Source organism: Cellulomonas sp. (assembly GCF_965229465.1).
In the GTDB taxonomy this organism is placed as follows: Bacteria; Actinomycetota; Actinomycetes; order Actinomycetales; family Cellulomonadaceae; genus Cellulomonas.
The window spans coordinates 3,290,481-3,314,013 of the sequence record NZ_OZ245882.1 but is presented as its reverse complement, the minus strand read 5'-3'; the positions used below and the strand labels follow the sequence as shown (position 1 = coordinate 3,314,013).

Below are 23,533 nucleotides of genomic sequence, written 5' to 3'. Positions count from 1 at the left end.
CCGACGGGTCCCGACGGATTCGTCCATGAGGGATTCGCGGGTCAGCGCATGCTGGTCGTTCCCCGGCCCGCGGTCGAGCGCGCGCTGGGCCACCCGGTGACCGGCAAGCTCTTCGTCACCGACGCCGGCTTCTTCCCGCACGCGTCGCGGCACGGGCGGGAACGGCCCGTCGGCGCCGCCGAGCACGTCCTGCTGGTGTGCACCGACGGCTCGGGCTGGTGCACGACCGGCGGAGCCACGGCCCAGGTGGAGCGGGGTGACGCGGTGCTGCTGCGCGCGGGGCAGCCGCACGCCTACGGGGCCTGCGAGGCCGACCCGTGGACGTTGTGGTGGCTGCACGTCGTCGGGACCGACTCCGGCGACCTCGTCGACGCCGCTCGCGAGGCCGCCGGGGGGCCGGTCACGCACCTGCGTGACGCGGCCCCCGTCGCCAGCCTCGTCGCGCAGGTGATCGACGCCCTGGACGAAGGGACGACGACGACGGCGTTCATCCGGTCCTCAGGCATCGCCTGGCACGCGCTCGCCCACATCACCGCGACGGGCCGGCGCACCCCGGGACCCGGGCTCAGCCCGGTCGAGCGTGCGGCCGAGCACCTGCGGTCGACGTCCCCCCGCCGAACCTCGTCCCACGAGCTCGCCGCGATGGTGGGGCTGGGCCCGTCCCAGCTGAACGCCCTCTTCCGCCGCCACCTGGGCGCGTCGCCCCTGGAGTACCAGACGCAGCTGCGCATGGCACGTGCCCGCGAGCTGCTGGACGGCTCGACGCTGTCGATCGCCTCGGTGGCGCGGACGGCGGGCTACGACGATCCCCTGTACTTCTCGCGCCAGTTCACCGCCGTGCACGGGATGTCGCCACGGGCCTACCGGGTACGCCCGACGGGCGCGTGAGACACCAGCGCCGGGCGAGCACCTGACCACGGCGTCCCGGACACGGGTGCGCCAGACTGCGCACGTGCCCACCCGCCGCAGGACCGTCGTCGCCTCGGTCACGGCCGTCGTCGTGGTCGCGGTACTGGTCGCCGCGCTCGTCGCGCGCGGGGTCCTCTGGCCCAACCGGATCCCGGCGGCACGGTACGAGGTGCGCGGCGTGGACGTGTCCGCGCATCAGGGCACCATCGACTGGCCCGTGCTCGCGGCGCAGGACATCGACTTCGCCTACGTGAAGGCGACCGAGGGATCGGGGTTCGTCGACGACCGGTTCGCCGAGAACCTGCAGGGCGCGCGCGAGGCCGGCCTCCTGGTGGGCGCTTACCACTTCTTCAGCTTCGAGAGCCCGGGTCGCTCGCAAGCGGAGCAGATCATCGCGACGGTCCCGGCCGACGACGACCTCCTGCCGGTCGCGGTCGACGTCGAGCACTACGGGAAGTTCTTCGGGGACCCGCCGGACGCGTCGACCGTGCGTGGGGAGCTCGAGGTGCTCGTCGCGATGCTCCGGGCGCACTACGGCGTCGATCCCGTGATCTATGCGACCCAGGCCGCGTACGACCGCTATCTCGCGGGAGGCTTCCCGGACTCGCCGATCTGGATCCGGGCGGTCTACCTGCCGCCGCGGATGGCGGACGGGCGCGCGTGGGCGTTCTGGCAGTACTCGCACCGGGACCGGCTCGACGGGTACGACGGCCGGGAGCCGTTCATCGACCTCAACGTGTTCCACGGCGACCTGCGCGAGCTGAGCGACCTGCGCAGCTCCGGGTGAGCGGACGACAACGGCCCCGGTGCTCCGCGACTCTCGTCGCGGGCCGCACCGGGGCCGCATGTCCGTCAGCACCTGTTGGCCTTCGCCCACCGCGCCCGCTTGTCCTTGTTGCGCGCGGCTTGAACCGCCCCCAGCGCCATTGGGGGCTGTCGAAGATCAGCCACCCGGACCACGGCCGTCCGTCGCTCTCGTAGCAACGCGTTCCATGTCCGGGCCGATCCTTCGCGATGGGATGCTGACACCATCGCGCAGACCGGGAGATCCAAGGTTGAACTATACACACACTCTGGTCAGCTGTCTAGTTCCACCCTGACCGGGACCCCGACGAACGCCGCCAGACGGTCGAACGACGCTCGGACCGCACGCTTCTGCGCGTCGTCCAGGTCGACGGCCAGGTGCGGCTCGGCCACGATCTCGTCCCGCTCCACCACCCGCCGCCACCAGCCGACCACCTGGCTGTCGAGCACCAGCGGCTGGATCACCTGGTTGGTCCCGGCCGGGGCGATGAGACGGTCGGCGACGTTCAGCACGGACCGGCCCTCCGTGTACGCGACGCCGTACTCGTCGTAGCCCTGGAGCACGTACACGGTGGGCGACGGGTCCCGGGTGGGGGCGTCGGCGGGCGCGAACCAGTACGCGACGCCGTCGACCTCGACGGATGTCAGCGCCTCCCCCACCAGGGCGAGCCCGCGGCGGACCTCGGTGAGCCTCAGGCTCGACCACCACGCGAAGTCCTTGACCGTGGCCGGGCCGTGGCTGGTGAAGTACCGGCGGGTCAGCTCGGCCAGCGCCTCGTCCGGGTCGAGCACCGCGGTCGGCGGTACGCGCTCGTCGACGAGGGCGTAGGTGCGCTGCTTGCCACGCAGGACGCCGCTGACCACGACGGCGGCGAGCTCCGCGGCCATCAGCAGGTACGCCAGCCGGACTCCGCTCGCCTCGATCCCCGCCTGCGCCAGCGCGGCCTGCACCTGCGCGCGCGTCAGGTCCTTCCCGCCCTCCAGCGCGCCGACGATCGCGGCGGTGGCCCGGTCCACCAGCTGGTCGTCGATCCCCGACTGCCGCTCGTAGTACGCACTGAGCCGCCGCACGCGCGGTCCGGTGAGCGCCTGGATCCAGCGCAGGTCCTCCGGGGCGACGAAGTGCCAGGTCGGGCGCAGGGCGTGCGTGCGCAGGATCGTGCCGGCGTCGAGCGCCGCCTGCACCTCGGCGTCGTCCACGCCGGTCGTGCGCTGGCCCAGCGACCACCTCGCCATCGCGTACTCCTGCGCCTGCGACGCGCCGAGGTGCCGGACGACAGCCGCGGGTCCCGGCAGCCGCGGACCGGACAGGTGCTGGTTGTGCAGCCGTCGGTGCGCGACCTCGAGACGGTCCATGGCTCTCGATCTTCTGCGTGTGGGTGGACCGTGGCAAGGTGGTCGAATTCGGACACTGTCGAAGGAGACCCCCATGGCGACGCAACTGAACCCCTACCTCAGCTTCCGCGACAACGCCCGGGAGGCGATGGAGTTCTACCGCTCGGTGTTCGGCGGCGAGCTGAACGTGAGCACGTTCGCGGAGTTCGGAGTGAGCCAGGACCCTGCCGAGGCCGACAAGCTCATGCACGCGAACCTGTCCACCCCCGGGGGCCTGATCCTCATGGGCGCGGACACGCCGAACTCCCAGGAGCGCTCGGACACCAGCAACATCTCGTGCTCGCTCAGCGGCGAGGACCTGTCCGAGCTCCAGGGCTACTGGGACGGGCTGTCGGCCGGCGGGACGGTCACCGTGCCGTTCGAGCAGGCGCCGTGGGGCGACACGTTCGGGATGTGTACGGACAAGTTCGGCGTCGACTGGATGGTGAACGTCACCGCCCCGAAGTGAGCGTCGACTGCGTCGTCGTCGGGGCCGGTCCCGCCGGGCTCGCCGCGAGCGCCGCGCTGAGCGCCCGCGGGATCGAGCACCAGGTGCTCGAGGGGTCGGAGGTCGGCGCGTCGTGGCGGCAACGGTGGGACTCGTTCCGGCTGAACACGCCGGGCCTGCTCAACCCGATGCTCGGGCCGGCGGCGGACGACGAGTACACGCCCCGCGACGAGGTCGTCCGGCGGCTGGAGGCTCTCGCGGCGTCCTGCCCGGTCCGCACCGGCGTCGCCGTGACCGCGCTCGCGCCGCGCATGGACGGCTTCGTCCTGGAGACCTCCGACGGCCCGGTGCACGCGCGTGCGGTCGTCGTGGCCACCGGGGCCGAGAACACGCCTCGTCTCCCCTCGTTCGCCGCCGAGCTGCCCGTGGTGCAGCAGACGACCACCACCTACCGTTCACCCGACGGGCTGCCGCCGGGTTCCGTCCTCGTCGTCGGCAGCGGCCAGACCGGCGTGCAGGTGGCGACGGACCTCCAGGCCGCCGGACGTCGCGTGCTGCTCGCGACGTCGCCGGTCGGGCGGCTGCCGTCGCCCTACCGCGGTCGTCAGATGATCGCCTGGCTGGCGGTGTCCGGCTTCTTCGACCAGCGGGCCACGGACGTGCCGGACGCGGTGCGCCGTGCCCCGAACCCGATGGTCGTACCAGGCGGACCTGGTCCCGACCTGCGTCGGATGGCGCTCGACGGTGTCGTCCTGACGGGCCGAGTGACGGGCGCTGACGGCTCGCGGCTGCGGGTCGACGACTCCGTCGCGGCCAACATCGCCGCCGGCGAAGCCTTCGCCGTCCGGGCGCGCGCGTTCGTCGACGCCGCGATCGACCGGCTCGGCCTGGACGTTCCCCCCGCCGAGCCGGAGGAGCCGATCGCCTCCTACCCCGTCCGGGAGGCCTCCGAGCTGGACCTGCGCGACGAGGGCGTCACGGGCATCGTCTGGTGCACGGGCATGCGCGGCAGCCACGGGTGGCTGCCGCCGGGCCTCCTCGACGACCGCGGCGCACCGCTCCACGTGGACGGCGCGGCGGGTCTGCCCGGCCTCTGGTTCGCCGGGCTGCGCTGGATGCGCCGCCGCGGGTCGTCCAACTTCGAGGGGATGCCGGCCGACGCCGCCGTCGTCGCGAGCGCCGTGGAAGCGCACCTGTCCGCAGCCTGAGTGTGGTGGGGTGTCCCGGTGACGTTCCTGGCTCCCCACGACCGTGTCCTGCTCACCGGCGACTCCGTGACCGACTGGGGCCGTGACCGCTCCGACCCGGCCAGCCTCGGGCACGGGTACGCCGGCATCGTCGCTGCGCTCGCGGGGGCGCGCCGGCCCGACCTCGCGCTCACGTTCCTCAACCGCGGCGTCGGTGGGGACACCTCCGCGATGCTGCGCGCGCGCTGGGACGCGGACGCCGTCGCGCTGGCGCCGACGGTCGTGTCGATCCTCATCGGCATCAACGACACCTGGCGTCGCTACGACGCGGGCGAGCCGACGTCCACCGACGAGTACGAGGAGAACCTTCGGGCGGTGGTGGGGACGGTCGACCGCCTGGTGCTCATCGAGCCGTTCGTCGTGCCGGTCACCGCCGCCCAGCACGCCTGGCGCGAGGACCTGGACCCGCGCATCGCCGTGGTGCGCCGGGTGGCGGCGGAGCGGCGTGCGGTGCTCGTGCCGGCCGACGGGCTGTTCGCCGCGGCCGCCGCGAAGACCGGGGCCGAGACGTGGGCGTCCGACGGCGTGCACCCGACGTCGGCAGGGCACGGCCTGCTCGCGGAGGCCTGGCTGGCGGCGGTCGGCCTCGGCTGAGGCGTCCGCCAGGTGGGGACTCTTTGCGCGCGTGCGGACGTTGACGCTAGCGTCATGGCCGATCGTGTCCCGCACCTGCGGGCGACGACCGACCGAACCGGTCACGGAGGACGAAGCGATGCGCGTGCACACAGCCGCCCCCGCCGTCCTCGGGCGCGCCCGCGTGGCGCTGCCCTGTTGTCGCTGTCTGTAGAGCGCTGGCTGCTCCTTCGCGCGAGGATCCCTGACCGGGGACCGTCCCGCGCCAGCGCTCGCCCCGTCCCGGCACGGACACCCCCTGCTGCTCCGTGCCGCCCGGCCCACGCCCGCGCGCGGCCGGTGCATCAGACGCACCGCTAGGCAGTCCCCCACCAGCTGTCGGTCCGCCGGCAGCCTCGACCGAAGAGGAACCATGGCACGCATCTACGACGACGCGACGGCGCTCATCGGCAACACCCCGCTCGTCCGCATCAACAAGATCACCGACGGCGCCCCCGCCACCGTCGTCGGCAAGCTCGAGTTCTACAACCCGGCCAACTCCGTGAAGGACCGCATCGGCGTGGCGATCATCAACGCGGCCGAGGCGTCCGGCGAGCTCAAGCCCGGCGGCACGATCGTCGAGGCCACCAGCGGCAACACCGGCATCGCGCTCGCGTTCGTCGGCGCGGCGCGCGGCTACAAGGTCGTCCTGACCATGCCGGAGACCATGTCCAAGGAGCGCAAGCTCCTGCTGCGCGCGTTCGGCGCCGAGCTGATCCTGACCCCCGGGTCCGAGGGCATGCGCGGGGCGGTCAACCGCGCGGACGAGATCGTCGCCGAGCGACCGGGCGCGATCCTGGCGCGGCAGTTCGCCAACGAGGCCAACCCCGAGATCCACCGCACGACGACCGCGGAGGAGATCTGGGCGGACACGGACGGCGAGATCGACATCCTCGTCGCCGGCATCGGCACCGGTGGCACCATCACCGGCGTCGGCCAGGTGCTCAAGGCCCGCAAGCCCGGCGTCAAGATCGTGGGCGTCGAGCCGGCGGAGTCCCCCATCCTCAACGGTGGCGCCCCGGGCCCGCACAAGATCCAGGGCATCGGCGCCAACTTCGTCCCGGAGATCCTGGACACCACGGTCTACGACGAGATCATCGACGTCGACGCCGAGACGGCCGTCAGGGTCGCCCGCCGCGCCGCCGCCGAGGAGGGTCTGCTGGTAGGCATCTCGTCCGGCGCCGCCCTGCACGCCGCCACCCTGCTGGCCCAGCGGCCGGAGAACGCCGGCAAGCTCATCGTCGCGATCATCCCGTCCTTCGGTGAGCGCTACCTGTCGACGATCCTGTACGCGGACCTCGTCGACTGACCCTCCGGCGCCCGACCCACCCCACCGACAGGACGAAGGCACCGTGTCCGACCACCTGCACTTCCTGGCCACCCTGAGGGAAGACCTCGAGGCTGCCCGGCACCGCGACCCCGCGGCCCGGTCCCTCGCCGAGGTCGCCCTGGGGTACCCGGGCGTGCACGCGGTGTGGGTGTACCGGCTGGCGCACCGGATGTGGCACCAGCCCGGCCTGCGGCTGCCCGCGCGACTGATCTCCCAGCTCGCGCGGGCGGCCACCGGCATCGAGATCCATCCCGGCGCGCGCCTCGGGCGCCGGCTGTTCATCGACCACGGGATGGGCGTCGTCATCGGCGAGACCGCCGAGGTGGGCGACGACGTCGTCCTGTTCCACGGCTCGACGCTCGGCGGCAAGTCGATGCGGCACGGCAAGCGGCACCCGACGGTCGGCGACAACGTGGTGGTCGGTGCGGGCGCCAAGATCCTCGGACCGGTGTGGATCGGCGACGGTGCCCAGATCGGCGCCAACGCCGTCGTGATCCACGACGTCCCCGCCGGGGCGATCGCGGTCGGCGTCCCCGCGACGATCCGGCTGCGCCCGGTCGCCGCGCCGTTCGACGTCGAGATCGACGACCCGGCGATCTACATCTGAGATCCTCCTGCCTCGGTGATACCCGGGGTAGCAGGTAGCCTGGCGCGGGCGTCGACGGCGACGCCGGACCGGGAGGACTGACGATGCGGCTGGGCTACCACACGGGCTACTGGTCGGCAGGGCCCCCGCCCGGTGCTCAGGAGGCGGTCCTCGGCGCCGAGCAGCTCGGGTTCGACTCGGTCTGGACGGCCGAGGCGTACGGCTCCGACGCGCTCACCCCGCTCGCGTGGTGGGGCTCGCGCACCTCGCGCATCCGGCTCGGTACCGCGATCGCCCAGATCTCGGCCCGCACCCCGACGGCAGCCGCGATGGCCGCCCTCACGCTCGACCACCTGTCCGGCGGCCGGTTCGTGCTGGGGCTCGGCGCCTCCGGGCCGCAGGTGGTGGAGGGCTGGTACGGGCAGCCGTACCCGCGCCCGCTCGCCCGCACGCGCGAGTACGTCTCGATCGTCCGCCAGGTGCTGGCGCGCGAGGCGCCGGTGACCTTCGACGGGCAGTTCTACCGGCTCCCGCTGGGTCCCGACGAGGGCTCCGGCCTGGGCAAGGCCCTGCGCTCGACGGTGCACCCGCTGCGCGCCGACCTGCCGATCCACCTGGCCGCCGAGGGGCCGAAGAACATCGCGATGTCCGCGGAGATCGGCGACGGCTGGCTGCCTCTCTTCTACTCGCCGCGGATGGACGGCGAGTACCGGTCGCTCCTGGCCGAGGGCTTCGCCCGACGGGCACCGGAGCGAAGCCCGATCGACGCGTTCGAGGTCGTCGCGACCGTGCCGGTGGTGATCGGCGCGGACGTCGAGTCGGCCGCGGACAGCGTCCGACCGTTCATCGCGCTCTACGCCGGCGGCATGGGCGCCAAGGGCGCCAACTTCCACCGCGCGGTTCTGGACCGGCTCGGCTACACCGAGGCGTGCGACGAGATCCAGGCCCACTACCTGGCCGGCGACCGCGCCCGCGCGACCGCCGCGGTGCCGCTCGAGCTGGTGCAGGACATCGCACTGGTGGGCACCGTCGACGACATCCGCTCCCAGCTCCCCGCGTGGGAGGGCACCGCGATCACGACGATGCTCGTGCAGGCGGACCCGCGCACCCTGCCGGCGATCGCTGAGGCGCTGCGCCCGACCCCCTGAGCCGCTCCCCGACCGCCCGCGACACCGACCGGTGCCGCGGGCGGTCGCGCGTCCGCGACACGCGTTGCTCACAAGCTGCGTCGCCGGCGAGGACACACCCCCGCCACCGCGCCCGAGCCCGACAGATCGGGACGGGTTGTGGGGGACCGGTCCGCCGCGCGCGGGGCGGGCACCGGCGCAGCGCGCTGGGCGACGTCACCTCGCTGCAGAACCCCTGAGCGGTCGACGAGATCGCCGCACTCACCGCACGGCGTACCGTGCTGCCAGCCGCCCGCACGAGCGCCTCCGAGGAGACCGCATGACCACCCCAGACCACCGCTTCGGCTTCCGCACGCGGGCGCTGCACGCCGGCGGGATCCCCGACGCGACGACGGGTGCGCGGGCGGTGCCGATCTACCAGACGACCTCGTTCGTGTTCCAGGACACCGCCGACGCCGCCAACCTGTTCGCGCTGCAGAAGTACGGGAACATCTACTCCCGCATCGGCAACCCCACGGTCGCGGCGCTCGAGGAGCGGATCGCCTCGCTCGAGGGCGGGATCGGGGCGGTCGCGACCACGTCGGGGATGTCCGCGGAGTTCATCACCTTCGCCGCGCTCGTCGGCGCCGGGGACCACATCGTCGCCTCCTCGCAACTGTACGGCGGCACGGTCACCGCGCTCGACGTGACGCTGCGCCGGTTCGGGGTCGACACCACGTTCGTGCCCGGCACCGACCCCGCCGACTACGCCGCGGCCATCCGGCCGGAGACCAAGGTGCTGTACGCCGAGGTCATCGCCAACCCGTCCGGCGAGATCGCCGACCTGGCCGGGCTGGCCGAGGTCGCGCACGCCGCCGGCATCCCGTTCGTCGTCGACGCCACGCTGGCCACGCCCTACCTGGTCCGCCCGATCGAGCACGGCGCGGACATCGTCATCCACTCCGTCACCAAGTTCCTCGGTGGGCACGGCACCACGCTCGGCGGCATCGTCGTCGAGTCGGGGCGGTTCGACTGGGGCAGCGGCAGATTCCCGCAGATGACCGAGCCCGTGGCGTCCTACGGCGGGGTCCGCTGGTGGGAGAACTTCGGCGAGTACGGGTTCCTCACCAAGCTCCGCTCCGAGCAGCTGCGCGACATCGGCCCTGCCCTCTCGCCGCAGTCCGCGTTCAACCTGCTGCAGGGCGTGGAGACGCTCCCCCAGCGGCTGGACGCGCACCTCGTGAACACCCGGCTGGTCGCCGAGTGGCTCGAGGCCGACCCTCGCGTCTCGTACGTCAACTGGGCCGGCCTGCCCAGCCACCCGCACCACGAGCGCGCCAACCACTACCTGCCCCTCGGCCCCGGCGCCGTGTTCGCCTTCGGGCTCCGTGCCACGGACGACAAGGACGGCCGCACCATCGGCCGCGCGTTCATCGAGAACCTGCAGCTGGCCAGCCACCTGGCCAACGTCGGCGACGCCCGCACCCTCGTCATCCATCCCGGCTCCACCACGCACCAGCAGCTGAACGCCGAGCAGCTCGCGGCTGCCGGGGTGGCTGCGGACCTGGTGCGGATCAGCGTGGGGCTCGAGGACGGCGAGGACATCCTGTGGGACCTCGACCAGGCCCTCACGAGCGCCACCGGGCGCACCCGGACGGGAGTCGCCGCATGAGCACGCGGACCTGGCTCGGACCGAGCGCCCCCGAGCGTCTCGCGCTCCTGCACTCCACGACGTCCATCGCGATCGTCGGCGCGTCGAACAACCCCGCACGCGCGAGCTTCTTCGTCGCCACCTACCTGCTGTCCAGCTCCCCGTACGACGTGTACTTCGTCAACCCGCGCGCCGACGAGATCCTCGGCCGGCCGGTGTACCCGTCGCTCGAGTCACTGCCGGTGGTGCCCGACCTGGTGGACGTGTTCCGCCGCCACGACGACCTGCCGACGGTGCTGGACGAGACGCTCGCCGTCGGCGCCAAGGCGCTGTGGCTGCAGCTCGGCTCGTGGCACGAGGACGTCGCCCGGCGCGGGGAGGCCGCAGGGCTGACCGTCGTCATGGACCGGTGCGTGAAGATCGAGCACGCCCGGTTCCACGGCGGGCTCCACCTGGCCGGCTTCGACACCGGCGTGATCAGCTCCAAGCGCGCGCTGGGCTGAGCGGGCCGCGTGGACGACGACTACGCGGAGGCCGTCCTCGACCTCGTGGCGGCCATCCCGCCGGGTCGCGCGATGACCTACGGGACGATCGCCGAGGTGGTCGGCGACCTGCTGGAGGCGCGCGACGGGGTCCGCCGCGGGGGGCCGCGGCAGGTGGGCCAGGTCATGAGCCACGCCGGCTCGGGGGTGCCCTGGTGGCGGGTGGTCAACGCCGCGGGCAGCCCACCGGCCTGGCACGCCACGCGCGCGCTGGCCCTGCTGCGCGACGAGGACACCCCGCTGAGCGCGGACGGCACCCGCGTCGCGCTCCGCCGCGCGATCTGGTTCCCCGACGACTGACCCGCCTCCCGCGTGTCCTCGGCTGCCCGCCGTGCCGACCGACCTAGCCTGGCCGCACGGGAGGCGCCGGCGCGTCGACCGCGCACCGCCTCGACCCGGGAGATCCATGACCGTCACCGTCCAGCGCTCCGCGCTCGTCGGGACGCGCACCACGCCCCGGGTGACGGCCGTGGTGCCGTTCACCCGCCTTCCCCACCTGGGCGGCCTGGACGGGATCCGCGCGATCGCCGTCGCCGGCGTCGTCGTCTACCACCTCGGCGCACCGTGGATGCGCGGCGGGTTCCTCGGCGTGGACGTGTTCTTCGTCCTGTCCGGGTTCCTCATCACGACGCTGGTCCTCGACGAGGTGGAGCAGACCGGGCGGTTCTCGTTCCGGCGCTTCTACGCCCGGCGCGCCCGGCGCCTGCTGCCCGCGCTGGCCCTGCTGCTGGTGGCGATGGCCGGTGTCGCGGTGGCGATGCCCAGCGAGGCGCGCGAGCTGCGCGGCGACATCCTCGCGGCCGCGGGGTACGTGTCGAACTGGTGGCAGGTGGTGGCGGACCGGTCGTACTTCGAGCTCGTCAGCCGCCCGCCGCTGCTCCAGCACCTGTGGTCGCTGGCCATCGAGGAGCAGTTCTACCTGGTCTTCCCGCTGGTGGCGCTGCTCGCGGTGCGGGCGGGACGCGCCCGTGTGGGGCAGCTCTCCGCCGTCCTGGCCCTGCTGTCCACCGCCGCGATGGTCGTCGTCGCCGTCCGCACGTCCTCCCCCGTTCCGAACGACCCCAGCCGCGCGTACTTCGGCACCGACACCCACTCCATGGGGTTGCTGGTGGGAGCCGCGACGGCGGCGGTCTGGACGCCGTGGCGGACGTGGCGGCACTCCGGGACGTGGGTGCGCGAGCGCGGCAGCGCCGTGCGGAGGTTCGAGGCCGGTGTCACCGACGTCCTGGGCGGCGCGGCGCTGCTCGGCGTCCTCGCGGCGTTCGTCTGGGTGGACGAGTTCAGCAACGCCCTCTACCGCGGCGGGTTCCTCGCGTTCTCGCTGCTCGCCGCCGTGCTGGTCGGCGCGGTCGCGGACCCGGCGGGACTGCTCGGGCGAGCGTTGGCGCTGCAGCCGTGGCGCTGGCTGGGTGAGCGCTCGTACGGCATCTACCTGTGGCACTGGCCCGTCTTCATGCTCACGCGACCGGGGGTGGACATCGCCGTCTCGCCCTGGCTCGCGGCACCGCTGCGCCTCGCGGGCGTCCTGGTGATCGCCGAGCTGTCCTACCGGCTCGTCGAGCTGCCGGTCCGGCGGGGCGCGGTCGGCCGGGTCGTCGCCCGGGTGCGGGACGCCGGCGCGGACCGCCCGCGTGCGGTTCTCCGGGTGGTCGCGGCCGGAGTCGGGATGGTGGTCGTCGGCGGCGTCGCCACCGCCGCCCTCGCGCAGGTGCCCCCGACCACCCGGTGGCAGCCCGTCGCGGCGCCCGCAGCCACCTCCACCCCACCGGCGTCGTCGACGCCTCGCGCGACGGCCACCCCGGTCCCGACGCCGAGCACCACCACCCCGGTCGCGCCCGCGGTGCCGCCGCCGCCGCCGGTCGAGACGGTCGGAGGCGCCTCCGGCTTCGGCGACTCCGTGATGCTGGGCGCCGCGGAGGAGCTCGCCGCCCGGGGCATCGCGACGGATGCGGAGGTGTCCCGGCAGTTCTCCGTCATGGTCGACCTGGTCCGGGCCGCGGCGGCCGCCGGGACCCTGGGCCACACGGTGATCGTGCACGGCGGGACCAACGGACCGATCGACGAGGCGACCCTGCGGTCGCTCCTGGACCTGACGGCGGACCGGCGGGTGTTCCTGGTCAACGTGCACGTCCCGCGCACGTGGGCCGCGTTCGACAACGAGCTCTTCGCCCGCGTCGCCCCGGAGTACCCGAATGTCCGCGTCCTCGACTGGAACACCCTGGCGACGGCCAACCGCGGCTGGCTGTACGGCGACGACATCCACCTGCGACCGGACGGCGGCCGCGCGGGGTACGCCGACTGGCTGGCGCAGGCGATCCAGCCCTGAGCACCCGTCAGTCGCGGCGGACCAGGACCACGGCGCGGTCGTCGTCGTCGCCCGCCCGCACCCCCGCCAGCACCGCCGCCGCGGAGCCGCGACCGGGGCTGAGCACGCGGTCGGCCACCCCCATCAGCCGGTCGATGCCCTGGTCGAGGTCCCCGCCGCGCACCTCGACCACGCCGTCGGTGTAGAGCATGAGGACGTCGCCGCGGTCGAGCCGACCGGCCCGCGCCTCGCTGCGGATGTCGGGGACGACCCCGAGCGCCGGGCTGCCGACCGTGTCGAGCAGTGCGAGGCGACCCGACCCGGCGTGCAGCTGGACGGCGGGCGGGTGACCCGCCGAGGAGACCCAGAACTCGCCGGTGGTCAGGTCGATCGCGACGTGGATCGCCGTGGCGAACCCCTCGTCCCACGCCTGGTCGAGCAGGTACTGGTTGGCGGCCCCGAGGAACTCGTCCCGGGGCATCGCGCCCAGCAGCCCTCCGAACGCACCGGACAGCTGGAGCGAGCGGACCCCGGCGTCCAGCCCCTTGCCGGACACGTCCACCAGCACGATCTCGAGTGCGGAGCTGCCGGACCGCGAGCCCGCCACCATGAAGTCGCCGGAGAACCCGTCGGCGTGCGCCGAGCGGAACTCGCTGTCCACGTGCCACCCGGCGGGCAGCGGCGGGACGCGACCGTGGGCCGCCAGCCGGTCGCGCAGGTCGACCAGCATGAGGTCGCCGGGCGCCCCCTGCAGGCCGAGCCGCTCACGCCCGCGCGCGAACGCGATGCTGGCGATCACGGCGACCGTGACCACCACGAGCACACCCGGGATCAGCGTCGGCGCACCCCGCACCCACAGGCCCCAGGTGCACGCCATCACGACCGCGCCGAGCACCGCGAGCTGGCGCAGCCGCAGCAGGAACACGGCCACGACGATCAGGAGCAGGAACGCGGACGGCGGGAACCACTCGGGCTGCTCCAGGATGCCGACCACCAGCAGGGCCGCGCAGAGCACGAGCACCGCCACGAGGACCACCTGCGAGCGACCGCTCCAGCGACGTGCCGCGAGCGAGGCGCGCGAGTAGAGCCCCCGTCTCGGCGCCCGCCGCGTCCCCCGCACCCGGTGAGCGTATCCGCAGGTCACTGACGGAGGACCGCGCCCGGAAATGGAGTGTTCCCGAGGCGGGCGGTACCGGACGATGGGTGGCATGAGCCCGCTTCCCGCCGGATACCGCCTCGTCGACGTGCCCGAGGACCGCAAGGTCGAGTTCCTCGAGGTCGACCGCCTGGCCTTCGCCTTCGACTCGACCGCGGAGACCGACGCGATCGTGCCGATCACCTTCGCGTGGGACCGCGCGCAGGCCGTCGAGGATCCCGACGGGGGCCTCGCCGCCGTCCACGCGTCGTACGCGCACGACCTGCCGGTGCCCGGGACGTCCATCGCGTGCTCGGGCCTGACCTGGGTGGGTGCCCGACCGGACCAGCGTCGCCGCGGCCTGCTCACCGCGATGATCGACTCCCACTTCGCCCGGTCGCTGGACCGCGGGGAGCCCGTGTCCGCGCTGTTCGCCGCGGAGCACACGATCTACGGCCGGTACGGGTACGGCTCGGCCGCCGACGACGTCCGCGTGAAGATCGACCGGGGCGCCGCCCTCCGGACCGTCCCCGGCTCCGACGAGCTCACCGTCAAGCTCGCGACCGCCGACGTCGCCGCGCACAGCGCGCTCGTCGACGAGGTCCACCGGGCGGCCGGCGCGGGACGGCCCGGCTGGATCACCCGCGACACCGAGGCGTGGCGCACCCGGGTGCTGGTCGACCCGCCCGCCTGGCGCGAGGGCGCCGAGCCGCTGCGCATCGCGACCGTCCGCGACGCCTCCGGGAGCGCGCGGGCCTTCGCCCTGTTCCGGCGCAAGGAGAACTGGGCGGAGGGCGGCCCCGCGGGGATCGTCAAGGTCCGCGAGGCCGTCGCGCTCGACGCGGCCGCGACGCACCGGCTGTGGTCGTTCCTGCTCGACCTCGACCTCACCGCGACCGTCGAGGGACCGATGCTCCCGGTCGACGACTCCCTGCTCCTCCTGCTGGAGAACCCGCGCGCCGTGGTGCCCAAGGTCAACGACAACCTGTGGGTCCGGCTGCTCGACCTCCCCGTCGCGCTCGCCGGTCGCCGGTACGCCGCGCCGGTCGACGTGGTGCTCGACGTGACCGACACGCGGCTGCCCGCCAACGCCGGCCGGTGGCGCCTGACGACGGGGGCCCGGCAGGACGACGGCGCGTACCCGGCGGAGGTCACGCGGACCGAGGACCCGGCCGACGTGGCGCTCGACGTGCGGGAGCTCGGTGCCGCCTACCTCGGCGGCCGGTCGCTCGCGGCGCTGGCCCGCGCGGGGCTGGTGACCGAGCAGACGCCCGGCACCCTCCAGCAGGCGGCTGCGGCGTTCCTGTGGTCCGTCGCGCCGATGTGCAACTACGTCTGGTGAGCTATCGAGAGGCCTCGTAGTCCGCGAGGAGGTCGATCCGGCGCTGGTGGCGCGGGTCGTGGCTGAACGGCTCGGCCACGAACGCGTCCACCAGCGCGAGCGCCTCGTCGACGGAGTGCTGCCGGGCGCCGATCGCCACGACGTTCGCGTCGTTGTGCTGACGGCCCAGCTGCGCGGTCGCCAGGTTCCAGGCGAGGGCGGCGCGCACGCCGGTCACCTTGTTGGCGGCGATCTGCTCGCCGTTGCCCGAGCCGCCGATGACGACCCCCAGGCTGCCCGGGTCGGCGACGACGGCCTCCCCCGCCGCGAAGCAGAACGGCGGGTAGTCGTCGAGGGAGTCGTACGTGTCGGCGCCGTGATCGACGACGTCGTGGCCGGCGGCGCGCAGGTGCTCGACGAGCGCGACCTTGAGCTCGTAGCCGGCGTGGTCGGAGGCGACATGGATACGCATGAGCCCATCCTGCCGCACCGTGCACGGGTCCCGGTCCGCCCTCGGCATAACCGATCTCGTCGCGCTGCCACCCGTCCGTAGGCTGTGCCCATGACGCGCAGTGGCATCGACCTCACCGCCCTCGACCCCGACGTCCGTCCTCAGGACGACCTCTACGCCCACGTGAACGGACGCTGGCTCGCCAGCCACGAGATCCCCGCCGACCGGGCGATGGACGGCTCGTTCCGCGCCCTGCACGACCAGGCCGAGGAGCAGGTGCGCGACATCATCGCGGACGCCGGCGCCGCGGCCGCCGCAGGGGGCGCGGCCGACTCGGTCGAGGCCAAGGTGGGCGCCGTGTACGCGTCCTTCATGGACACCGACGCGGTCGCCGCCGCGGGCACCGCCCCGCTGCGCACCGACCTCGCGCTGGTGGAGGCCGCCACGACCCAGGCGGAGCTGACCGGCGCGCTGGGCGCCCTCCAGCGCACCGGGGCCGGTGGCGCTGTGCAGTTCTACGTCGACAACGACGCCAAGGAGCCGACGAAGTACGCAGTGCACCTGGTGCAGAGCGGCCTGGGCCTGCCCGACGAGGCCTACTACCGCGACGAGCAGTACGCGGCCGTGCTCGCCGCGTACCGACCGCACGTCGCCCGCATGCTGACGCTCGGCGGAGCCGCCGCGGACGAGGCCCAGGCCGACGACCTCGCCGGCCGGATCGTGGCGCTGGAGACCAAGCTGGCCGCCGGCCACTGGGACGTGGTCAAGGACCGCGACGCCGACCTGACGTACAACGCCCTGACCCTGAGCGAGCTGGCCGAGCGCGCCCCGGGGTTCGACTGGCACTCGTGGGTGCTCGCTCTCGGCGCCCCCGCCGGCGCCTTCGACCAGCTCGTGGTCCGCGAGCCGTCGTTCGCCGAGGCGTTCGCCGCCCTGTGGGTCAGTGAGCCGCTCGAGGACTGGAAGGCGTGGCTCACGTTCCACGTCATCTCCGACCGCGCCGCCTACCTGTCCGACGAGCTGGTCGAGGCCAACTTCGACTTCTACGGTCGCACGCTGACCGGCGCCCAGGAGCTGCGCGACCGGTGGAAGCGCGGGGTGTCGCTGGTGCAGGGCGTGCTCGGCGAGGCCGTCGGCAAGGTGTACGTCGACCGGCACTTCCCGCCCGCGCACAAGGAGCGGATGGAGGGGCTCGTCGCCAACCTCGTCGCGGCGTACCGCGAGTCCATCTCGCAGCTGGAGTGGATGGGCGAGGAGACGCGCGCGAAGGCGCTGGCCAAGCTCGACGCGTTCACCCCGAAGATCGGCTACCCGGCGACGTGGCGCGACTACTCCTCGCTCGAGGTCGCCCCCGACGACCTGCTGGGCAACGTGCGCCGCGCGTACGCGTTCGAGCAGGACCGGGAGCTGGGCAAGATCGGCAAGCCGATCGACCGCGACGAGTGGTTCATGACCCCGCAGACGGTGAACGCCTACTACAACCCCGGCATGAACGAGATCGTCTTCCCGGCCGCGATCCTCCAGCCGCCGTTCTTCGACGCCGAGGCGGACGACGCGGTCAACTACGGCGGGATCGGCGCGGTGATCGGCCACGAGATCGGCCACGGCTTCGACGACCAGGGGTCCAAGTACGACGGAGACGGGCGCCTCGAGGACTGGTGGACGGCCGACGACCGCGCCGAGTTCGAGACGCGGACCAAGGCGCTGATCGACCAGTACAGCGAGTTCTCCCCTGTGCAGCTGGGCGGCTCGCACCACGTCAACGGCGAGCTGACCATCGGCGAGAACATCGGCGACCTGGGCGGGCTGTCGATCGCGTTCACGGCGTACCGCATCGCGCTCGGCACCTCGTTGGACGACGCGCCCGTGATCGACGGGCTGACCGGCGTGCAGCGCGTGCTGCTCGGCTGGGCGCAGGTATGGCAGTCCAAGGGCCGCGACGAGGAGATGATCCGCCGGATCGCGACGGACCCGCACTCGCCGAACGAGTTCCGCTGCAACGGCGTGGTGCGCAACGTGGACGAGTTCTACGCGGCCTACGACGTACAGCCCGGCGACGCCCTGTACCTCGCGCCCGAGGACCGCGTCCGCATCTGGTGACGCTCGTCCGGGCTGCCCGTCGTCAGGCGGGCAGCTCGGACCAGCTGGCACGCGCCAGCCGGAAGCCGACTCCGGACGCGTCGACGCACTGGACCCCGTCGGTGGCGCTGCGGCAGGTGTAGTCACCGACGCTCGTCGACGACCCGTACTCCAGCACCGTCGCGTCGTCACCGGCGACGGCGGGCGGCGGGCCGCTCACGCAGCTGAACGCGACGCCGTCCGCGTTGAGCACGAGCACGTGACCGGTCACCTCGGTGCACCCGGCGACGACCGGGGGTGCGTACGTGTAGCTGGCGATGGTGCAGGTGACGCCGTCGACGGACATCGTGCACGCGATGTTGCCGGTCGGGGACGCGAACGCGAGCGGCTCGGTGGAGGTGGCCGACGAGCTGCCCGACGGCGTGCTCGACGCGGTCGCGCCGGTGGACCCGTCGTCGGAGGCGTCGCCGCCCTCCTCCCCGCCGCTGAAGAACACGATCGCCAGCACGATCACGAGGACGACGAGCACCGCGTCGACGATGACGAGGAGCCGGACCTTGCGTGCCGTGGACATGGTGCTCCGTTCCTCCCGGTGGGGTCTCGTCCCGTGCCCGGTCGCGGGCGCGTCCGACGACCAGGATCACACGGGACGAACCGGGCGGGCCAATCGCCCAGGCCGCACGGCCTGCCGCACCGTCAGAACGAGGGTCCCGCCGTCCGCGAGCGCTTGAGCTCGTAGAAGCCGGGCACGCTGGTCATCAGGGCGAGCCCGTCGAAGAGGCGTCCGGCGGCCTCGCCGGTGGGCGCGGGCGTGATGACGGGGCCGAAGAACCCGACACCGTCGATCGCGACGACCGGGGTGCCGACGTCGTCGCCGACCAGCGTGATCCCGTCACCGTGCGACTCGCGCAGGAGGGCGTCCACGTCCTCCGTGCCGGCCACCTCGGCCAGCTCGGCGGGCAGCCCGACCTCGACCAGCGACTCGGCGATGATCGCCGACGTGTCGCGCCGTCCGCCGGGGTGGCGGCGGGTGCCCATGGCGTCGTAGAGCGGCTTGATCACCTGGTCGCCGTGGTCGCGCGCCGCGGCGATGATCACGCGCACGGGACCCCACGACTCGTCCATGAGCTCCCGGTAGGAGTCGGGGAGCTCGCGCTTCTCGTTGAGCACCGACAGGCTCATCACGTGCCAGCGGACGTCGACGTCCCGGATCGCGCTCACCTCGTCCATCCAGCGAGACGTCATCCACGCCCAGGGGCACGCGGGGTCGAACCAGAAGTCGACGACGGGTCGGGCGGTGGGCGTGCTCGTCACAGGTGTCCTCCGGGGTGGTCGGTGCCTCGCGCAACCATACGGACGCGCAGGGCTATTCCCTCAGACCGTCCCGAGGACCGCCATCGCAGCCGCGCGACCGGGGATCCCGCTGACGCCACCCCCACGCCGCGCGCCCGCCCCGGCGAGCAGGACGCGCCGGTCCGCCGTCTCGACCCCCCACGCGCCCACCTCGTCGTCACGCTCCGCCCAGGGCCACGTCAGGTCGCGGTGGAAGATGTGCCCGCCGGGCAGGCCGACATCGGCCTCGAGGTCGACCGGGCTGCGCACCTCGAGGCACGGCCGCCCGTGCTCGTCGCGCGCGAGGCAGTCCTCGAGCGGCTCCGCCAGCACGCTGTCGATCGAACGCATCGTGGCCGCGAGCGCGGCGGCCCGCGAGCCCCCGGGGTCCGCGACGAAGAGCCGCGCGGGCATGTGCAGGCCGAAGGCGGTGAGCGTCTGGTGGCCGGTCGCACGCAGCCCCGGCCCGAGGATCGAGTCGTCCGTCAGCGAGTGGCAGTAGGTCTCGACCGGAGGAACGTCGGGGATGCGTCCGGCGGCGGCCTGCTGATAGGCGGTCTCCAGCTCGGTCGCCGACTCGTGGACGTGGAACGTGCCGGCGAAGGCGGTGCGCGGGTCGATGCCGGAGCGCAGCCGCGGCAGGCGCGTGAGCAGCATGTTGATCTTCAGCTGCGCACCCTCGGGCGCCTCGCGGGGTGCCCGCCCGAGCAGCCGGTCGAGCACGGCCGGTGCGCACGCGGCCAGCACGTGCCGCGCGCCCACCCGGTGCTCGCCGCCGTCGGCGTCGGTCCACGCGACCTCGGCGTCGCCGGGCTCGATCGCGGTGACGTCGGCTGAGGTCAGGAGCTCGGCACCCGCCTGTCGCGCAGCCGCCTCGAGCGCCCCTGCGACCGCGCCCATGCCCCCGACCGGCACGTCCCAGTCCCCGGTCCCGCCGCCGATGACGTGATAGAGGAAGCACCGGTTCGGCCGGCCGCCGGTCTCGTGGGTGCGGGCGAACGTGCCGATGAGGGCGTCCGTCAGCACGATCCCGCGGACCAGGTCGGAGCCGAAGGTCGCGTCGACCACCTCGCCGACCGGCCGCTCGACCAGGTCGCGCCAGTCGTCCGCACCGAGCAGCCGGCGGGCGTCGGTGCGCGACATCAGCGGCTCGGTCATCGTCGGCCAGAGCCGCGTGGCGAGCGCGCCGGTGCGGGCGCCGAACGCGCGCCACGCGTCCACGTCTCCGCCGGCGTCGACCGAGGCGAACGAGGCGGCGGTCGCGGCGTCGTCGGCCGTGTCCACGAGCAGCCCACCCCCAGCGGCGGGCGTGTAGGAGGAGATCCGCCGGCGGCGGAGCTCGATGCGCAGCCCGAGCTCGTCGCGGACCTGTCGGGGCAGGAGCGAGACGAGGTAGGAGTAGCGCGACACGTTGGCGTCCACGCCCGGGAACGCCCGCGCCGAGAGCGTCGCGCCGCCCACGTGGTCCGCGCGTTCGAGCAGCAGGACCGTCCGCCCCGCGCGAGCCAGGTAGGCGGCGGCGGTCAGGCCGTTGTGGCCCCCACCGACGATGACGGCGTCGTAGGTCGCGTGCATGCCACGACCCTAGGCCGCGGGCCTCTGCGTGCGATGATCGACCCGGCCAAGAGCCCACCGATCGACTCCCGAGGAGTACCTGCGTGCCTGGAGAGAACCTCACCCGTGCCGAGGCGCGCGAGCGCGCCTCCGTCGTCGCCACCGAGTCGTACGAGGTCGAGCTCGACCTCACGACGGGGCCGACGACGTTCGCCTCCCGCACCCTGGTGCGGTTCACCGCGACACCGGGGGCGAGCACCTTCATCGACCTGATCGCGCCGACCGTGCACGAGGTCACCCTGAACGGGCGGTCGCTGGACGTCGCCGACGTGGTCGCCGACGCGCGGATCCGGCTGGACGGCCTCGCGGCCGACAACGAGCTGATCGTCGTCGCCGACGCGGCCTACATGAACACCGGCGAGGGCCTGCACCGCTTCGTCGACCCCGTGGACGACGAGGTCTACCTGTACTCGCAGTTCGAGGTGGCCGACTCCCGGCGCGTGTTCGCCGTGTTCGAGCAGCCCGACCTCAAGGCCACCTTCACGTTCACCGTCACCGCCCCCGCGCACTGGACCGTGGTGTCCAACTACCCGCAGGTGGGCGCGCCGGTGGACGTCGTGGACGGCGTGAACCGGAACGGGGGCGTCGACAAGGGCACCGCCACCTGGACGTTCGAGACCACCCCGCGGATCTCGTCGTACATCACCGCCGTCATCGCCGGCCCGTACCACTCGGAGCACCGCGAGCTCACCAGCCAGGACGGCCGCACGATCCCGCTGGGCGTGTACTGCCGCGAGTCGCTCGCCGAGCACCTGGACACCGACAACATCGTCGACCTGACCCGAGCCGGGTTCGACTTCTACGAGCGCGCGTTCGGCGTGCCCTACCCGTTCGCCAAGTACGACCAGCTGTTCGTGCCCGAGTTCAACGCCGGCGCGATGGAGAACGCGGGCGCGGTGACGTTCCTCGAGTCCTACGTGTTCCGGTCCAAGGTCCCCGACGCCACGATCGAGCGCCGCGCGGTGACGATCCTGCACGAGCTGGCGCACATGTGGTTCGGCGACCTGGTGACCATGCGCTGGTGGGACGACCTGTGGCTGAACGAGTCGTTCGCCGAGTACATGTCGACGCTCGCGACCGCCGAGGCCACCCGCTGGACCAGCGCGTGGACCACGTTCTCCTCGCTGGAGAAGAACTGGGCCTACCGCCAGGACCAGCTGCCCTCCACGCATCCGATCGTCGCTGACATGCGCGACCTGGAGGACGTCGAGGTCAACTTCGACGGCATCACCTACGCCAAGGGCGCGAGCGTGCTCAAGCAGCTCGTCTCCTGGGTGGGCCAGGACGAGTTCTTCGCCGGCGTGCGCGCGTACTTCGCCAAGCACGCGTGGGGCAACACCGAGCTGCGCGACTTCCTCACCGAGCTGGAGACCACCAGCGGTCGCGACCTGTCCGCGTGGTCCGGCCTCTGGCTGGAGCAGGCCGGGGTCACCCTGCTCCGTCCGGAGCTGGAGGTCGACGACGCCGGCGTCATCACGTCGTTCGCGGTCCTCCAGGAGGTGCCCGACGAGCACCCCGTGCAGCGCCCGCACCGCCTGGCCATCGGCGGCTACGACGTCTCCGCGACGACCGGGCGTCTGGTCCGGACCGTCCACGTCGAGCTCGACATCGACGGCGCTCGCACCGAGGTGCCCGCGCTCGTGGGGGTGCCGCGCCCGGCGCTCGTGCTGGTCAACGACGGGGACCTCGCGTACGCCAAGGTCCGGCTCGACGCGCAGTCGCTCGCCGCGTCGATCGAGCACCTGGGCAAGTTCGACGACTCGCTGCCCCGCACGCTCGTGTGGACAGCGGCCTGGGACGCCACCCGTGACGGCGAGACCCCGGCCCGGGACTTCGTCGACCTGGTGCTGAACAACATCGCGCACGAGACCGACTCCTCCGTGGTGCTCGTCCTCCTGCGCCAGCTGTCCACCGCACTCGACCTGTACGTGGCGCCCGAGCACCGGTCCGTCACGGAGATCGCCGCGGCCGACCGCCTGCTCGCTCTGGCTCGCGCCGCCGAGGCGGGCTCCGACACGCAGCTCCAGCTGGTCAAGTCCTTCGCGGGCCGCGCGGCGACGACCGAGCAGCTGGACGCCGTCCGCGACCTGCTCGACGGGCAGGCCACGCTCGCCGGCCTGTCGATCGACACCGACCTGCGCTGGGAGCTGCTCACGTCGCTGGTCACCGGCGGGCGTGCCGGCGACGCGGACATCGCCGCGCAGCTGGCGGACGACGCCACGGCGACGGGTCAGCGGGCAGCCGCGGCCGCACGCGCCGCTGTCCCGACGGCCGACGCCAAGGCGACCGCCTGGACCTCCGTGGTGGACCAGGACGGGCTGCCGAACGCGCTCCAGGCGGCGACGATCGCCGGCTTCGGCCGCGTGCACGACCGCGCGCTGCTCCTGCCGTTCGTCGAGCCCTACTTCGCCGGACTCGAGACGGTGTGGGCGGACAAGACGAACGAGATGGCGCAGAACATCGTCGTCGGCCTCTACCCGACCGAGCTGGCCGACGACGCGTCGGTGGACGTGCTGGGCGCAACAGACGCCTGGCTCGACGGCCACCCGGACGCCCCCTCGGCGCTGCGCCGGCTGGTCCTGGAGTCCCGCGACGGCGTCCGCCGGGCGCTCGCGGCGCAGCAGGCGGACCTCCGCCGCGCGTAGGCGTCGCACCCCGACCGGCACGGTGCTCTCGCGTGAAGACTT

General features: G+C 73.3%; 21 protein-coding genes. 15 read left to right on the top strand and 6 right to left on the bottom strand.

Annotated features, from left to right (window positions below):
• Nucleotides 1–48 precede the first annotated feature (48 nt).
• A complete protein-coding gene (locus ACO06A_RS15775) occupies nucleotides 49–888 on the top strand; it encodes an AraC family transcriptional regulator (protein ID WP_421733162.1) in 840 nt (279 codons plus the stop codon).
• 64 nt (nucleotides 889–952) lie between these two features.
• A complete protein-coding gene (locus ACO06A_RS15770; RefSeq protein WP_421733161.1) occupies nucleotides 953–1,696 on the top strand; it encodes a GH25 family lysozyme in 744 nt (247 codons plus the stop codon).
• A gap of 290 nt (nucleotides 1,697–1,986) precedes the next feature.
• Here ACO06A_RS15770 and ACO06A_RS15765 read toward each other — a convergent pair whose 3' ends face one another.
• Nucleotides 1,987–3,069, bottom strand: coding sequence for a winged helix DNA-binding domain-containing protein (locus ACO06A_RS15765; protein WP_421733160.1), 1,083 nt, complete (start codon nucleotides 3,067–3,069; stop codon nucleotides 1,987–1,989).
• A 73-nt stretch (nucleotides 3,070–3,142) separates the two neighbouring features.
• Here ACO06A_RS15765 and ACO06A_RS15760 point away from each other — a divergent pair, with 73 nt between their 5' ends.
• The 10 genes from ACO06A_RS15760 to ACO06A_RS15715 all read left to right on the top strand — a co-directional run bounded on the left by ACO06A_RS15760 (nucleotide 3,143) and on the right by ACO06A_RS15715 (nucleotide 12,935).
• Nucleotides 3,143–3,556 carry a VOC family protein gene (locus ACO06A_RS15760; protein WP_421733159.1) on the top strand — a complete coding sequence of 138 codons (414 nt, stop codon included), beginning with the start codon at nucleotides 3,143–3,145 and terminating at the stop codon, nucleotides 3,554–3,556.
• On the top strand, nucleotides 3,553–4,743 hold the full coding sequence (locus ACO06A_RS15755) for an NAD(P)-binding domain-containing protein (RefSeq protein ID WP_421733158.1): 1,191 nt from the start codon (nucleotides 3,553–3,555) through the stop codon (nucleotides 4,741–4,743). The genes ACO06A_RS15760 and ACO06A_RS15755 overlap by 4 nt, the downstream gene beginning before the upstream one ends.
• An 18-nt stretch (nucleotides 4,744–4,761) precedes the next feature.
• Nucleotides 4,762–5,376 (top strand): SGNH/GDSL hydrolase family protein, encoded by a 615-nt coding sequence (locus tag ACO06A_RS15750; RefSeq protein ID WP_421733157.1) that lies wholly within the window; start codon nucleotides 4,762–4,764, stop codon nucleotides 5,374–5,376.
• Between the two features lie 391 nt (nucleotides 5,377–5,767).
• Nucleotides 5,768–6,703 carry a cysteine synthase A gene (cysK, locus tag ACO06A_RS15745; protein WP_175348621.1) on the top strand — a complete coding sequence of 312 codons (936 nt, stop codon included), beginning with the start codon at nucleotides 5,768–5,770 and terminating at the stop codon, nucleotides 6,701–6,703.
• Between the two features lie 43 nt (nucleotides 6,704–6,746).
• Entirely contained in the window at nucleotides 6,747–7,331 is a 585-nt protein-coding gene (gene epsC / locus ACO06A_RS15740) for a serine O-acetyltransferase EpsC (RefSeq protein ID WP_175348620.1), read from the top strand.
• Nucleotides 7,332–7,414: 83 nt separating this feature from the next.
• Entirely contained in the window at nucleotides 7,415–8,458 is a 1,044-nt protein-coding gene (locus tag ACO06A_RS15735) for an LLM class F420-dependent oxidoreductase (protein WP_421733156.1), read from the top strand.
• A gap of 298 nt (nucleotides 8,459–8,756) precedes the next feature.
• Nucleotides 8,757–10,088 carry an O-acetylhomoserine aminocarboxypropyltransferase/cysteine synthase family protein gene (locus tag ACO06A_RS15730; protein WP_421733155.1) on the top strand — a complete coding sequence of 444 codons (1,332 nt, stop codon included), beginning with the start codon at nucleotides 8,757–8,759 and terminating at the stop codon, nucleotides 10,086–10,088.
• Entirely contained in the window at nucleotides 10,085–10,570 is a 486-nt protein-coding gene (locus ACO06A_RS15725; protein WP_421733154.1) for a CoA-binding protein, read from the top strand. The genes ACO06A_RS15730 and ACO06A_RS15725 overlap by 4 nt, the downstream gene beginning before the upstream one ends.
• A 9-nt stretch (nucleotides 10,571–10,579) precedes the next feature.
• Nucleotides 10,580–10,909: an MGMT family protein gene (locus ACO06A_RS15720; RefSeq protein WP_421733153.1), complete on the top strand. Its 330-nt coding sequence runs from the start codon at nucleotides 10,580–10,582 to the stop codon at nucleotides 10,907–10,909.
• A 106-nt stretch (nucleotides 10,910–11,015) separates the two neighbouring features.
• The gene (locus ACO06A_RS15715) at nucleotides 11,016–12,935 is read left to right on the top strand and encodes an acyltransferase family protein (RefSeq protein WP_421733152.1); all 1,920 of its coding nucleotides are present in this window, start codon (nucleotides 11,016–11,018) and stop codon (nucleotides 12,933–12,935) included.
• A gap of 7 nt (nucleotides 12,936–12,942) precedes the next feature.
• On the opposite strand, the gene ACO06A_RS15710 is transcribed toward ACO06A_RS15715, so the two are convergent.
• Nucleotides 12,943–14,034 (bottom strand): PP2C family protein-serine/threonine phosphatase, encoded by a 1,092-nt coding sequence (locus ACO06A_RS15710; RefSeq protein WP_421733151.1) that lies wholly within the window; start codon nucleotides 14,032–14,034, stop codon nucleotides 12,943–12,945.
• Nucleotides 14,035–14,122: 88 nt separating this feature from the next.
• On the opposite strand from ACO06A_RS15710, the gene ACO06A_RS15705 reads away from it, so the two are divergent.
• Complete coding sequence (locus ACO06A_RS15705; RefSeq protein ID WP_421733150.1) at nucleotides 14,123–15,391, top strand: GNAT family N-acetyltransferase; 1,269 nt, start codon at nucleotides 14,123–14,125, stop codon at nucleotides 15,389–15,391.
• A 1-nt stretch (nucleotide 15,392) separates the two neighbouring features.
• Here ACO06A_RS15705 and ACO06A_RS15700 read toward each other — a convergent pair whose 3' ends face one another.
• Complete coding sequence (locus ACO06A_RS15700) at nucleotides 15,393–15,842, bottom strand: ribose-5-phosphate isomerase (RefSeq protein ID WP_421733149.1); 450 nt, start codon at nucleotides 15,840–15,842, stop codon at nucleotides 15,393–15,395.
• Nucleotides 15,843–15,932: 90 nt separating this feature from the next.
• Between ACO06A_RS15700 and ACO06A_RS15695 the strand changes: the two genes are divergently transcribed.
• Complete coding sequence (locus ACO06A_RS15695) at nucleotides 15,933–17,921, top strand: M13 family metallopeptidase (RefSeq protein ID WP_421733148.1); 1,989 nt, start codon at nucleotides 15,933–15,935, stop codon at nucleotides 17,919–17,921.
• 22 nt (nucleotides 17,922–17,943) lie between these two features.
• Here ACO06A_RS15695 and ACO06A_RS15690 read toward each other — a convergent pair whose 3' ends face one another.
• From ACO06A_RS15690 to ACO06A_RS15680, 3 genes are all read right to left on the bottom strand, one after another.
• A complete protein-coding gene (locus ACO06A_RS15690) occupies nucleotides 17,944–18,474 on the bottom strand; it encodes a hypothetical protein (protein WP_421733147.1) in 531 nt (176 codons plus the stop codon).
• A gap of 122 nt (nucleotides 18,475–18,596) precedes the next feature.
• Entirely contained in the window at nucleotides 18,597–19,214 is a 618-nt protein-coding gene (locus ACO06A_RS15685; RefSeq protein WP_421733146.1) for a DsbA family protein, read from the bottom strand.
• 60 nt (nucleotides 19,215–19,274) lie between these two features.
• On the bottom strand, nucleotides 19,275–20,807 hold the full coding sequence (locus ACO06A_RS15680) for a phytoene desaturase family protein (protein WP_421733145.1): 1,533 nt from the start codon (nucleotides 20,805–20,807) through the stop codon (nucleotides 19,275–19,277).
• Nucleotides 20,808–20,890: 83 nt separating this feature from the next.
• Here ACO06A_RS15680 and pepN point away from each other — a divergent pair, with 83 nt between their 5' ends.
• Complete coding sequence (gene pepN, locus ACO06A_RS15675; RefSeq protein ID WP_421733144.1) at nucleotides 20,891–23,491, top strand: aminopeptidase N; 2,601 nt, start codon at nucleotides 20,891–20,893, stop codon at nucleotides 23,489–23,491.
• Nucleotides 23,492–23,533 lie beyond the last annotated feature (42 nt).

What these genes read in the sequence shown, in the direction of transcription:
- ACO06A_RS15695 (WP_421733148.1), top strand. Translation starts at nt 15,933, where the DNA reads ATGACGCGCAGTGGCATCGACCTCACCGCCCTCGACCCCGACGTCCGT.
- ACO06A_RS15715 (WP_421733152.1), top strand. Translation starts at nt 11,016, where the DNA reads ATGACCGTCACCGTCCAGCGCTCCGCGCTCGTCGGGACGCGCACCACG.
- ACO06A_RS15730 (WP_421733155.1), top strand. Translation starts at nt 8,757, where the DNA reads ATGACCACCCCAGACCACCGCTTCGGCTTCCGCACGCGGGCGCTGCAC.
- cysK (WP_175348621.1), top strand. Translation starts at nt 5,768, where the DNA reads ATGGCACGCATCTACGACGACGCGACGGCGCTCATCGGCAACACCCCG.
- ACO06A_RS15725 (WP_421733154.1), top strand. Translation starts at nt 10,085, where the DNA reads ATGAGCACGCGGACCTGGCTCGGACCGAGCGCCCCCGAGCGTCTCGCG.
- ACO06A_RS15760 (WP_421733159.1), top strand. Translation starts at nt 3,143, where the DNA reads ATGGCGACGCAACTGAACCCCTACCTCAGCTTCCGCGACAACGCCCGG.
- ACO06A_RS15775 (WP_421733162.1), top strand. Translation starts at nt 49, where the DNA reads ATGCTGGTCGTTCCCCGGCCCGCGGTCGAGCGCGCGCTGGGCCACCCG.
- ACO06A_RS15680 (WP_421733145.1), bottom strand. Translation starts at nt 20,807, where the DNA reads ATGCACGCGACCTACGACGCCGTCATCGTCGGTGGGGGCCACAACGGC.
- ACO06A_RS15690 (WP_421733147.1), bottom strand. Translation starts at nt 18,474, where the DNA reads ATGTCCACGGCACGCAAGGTCCGGCTCCTCGTCATCGTCGACGCGGTG.
- ACO06A_RS15735 (WP_421733156.1), top strand. Translation starts at nt 7,415, where the DNA reads ATGCGGCTGGGCTACCACACGGGCTACTGGTCGGCAGGGCCCCCGCCC.
- ACO06A_RS15700 (WP_421733149.1), bottom strand. Translation starts at nt 15,842, where the DNA reads ATGCGTATCCATGTCGCCTCCGACCACGCCGGCTACGAGCTCAAGGTC.
- ACO06A_RS15705 (WP_421733150.1), top strand. Translation starts at nt 14,123, where the DNA reads ATGAGCCCGCTTCCCGCCGGATACCGCCTCGTCGACGTGCCCGAGGAC.
- ACO06A_RS15765 (WP_421733160.1), bottom strand. Translation starts at nt 3,069, where the DNA reads ATGGACCGTCTCGAGGTCGCGCACCGACGGCTGCACAACCAGCACCTG.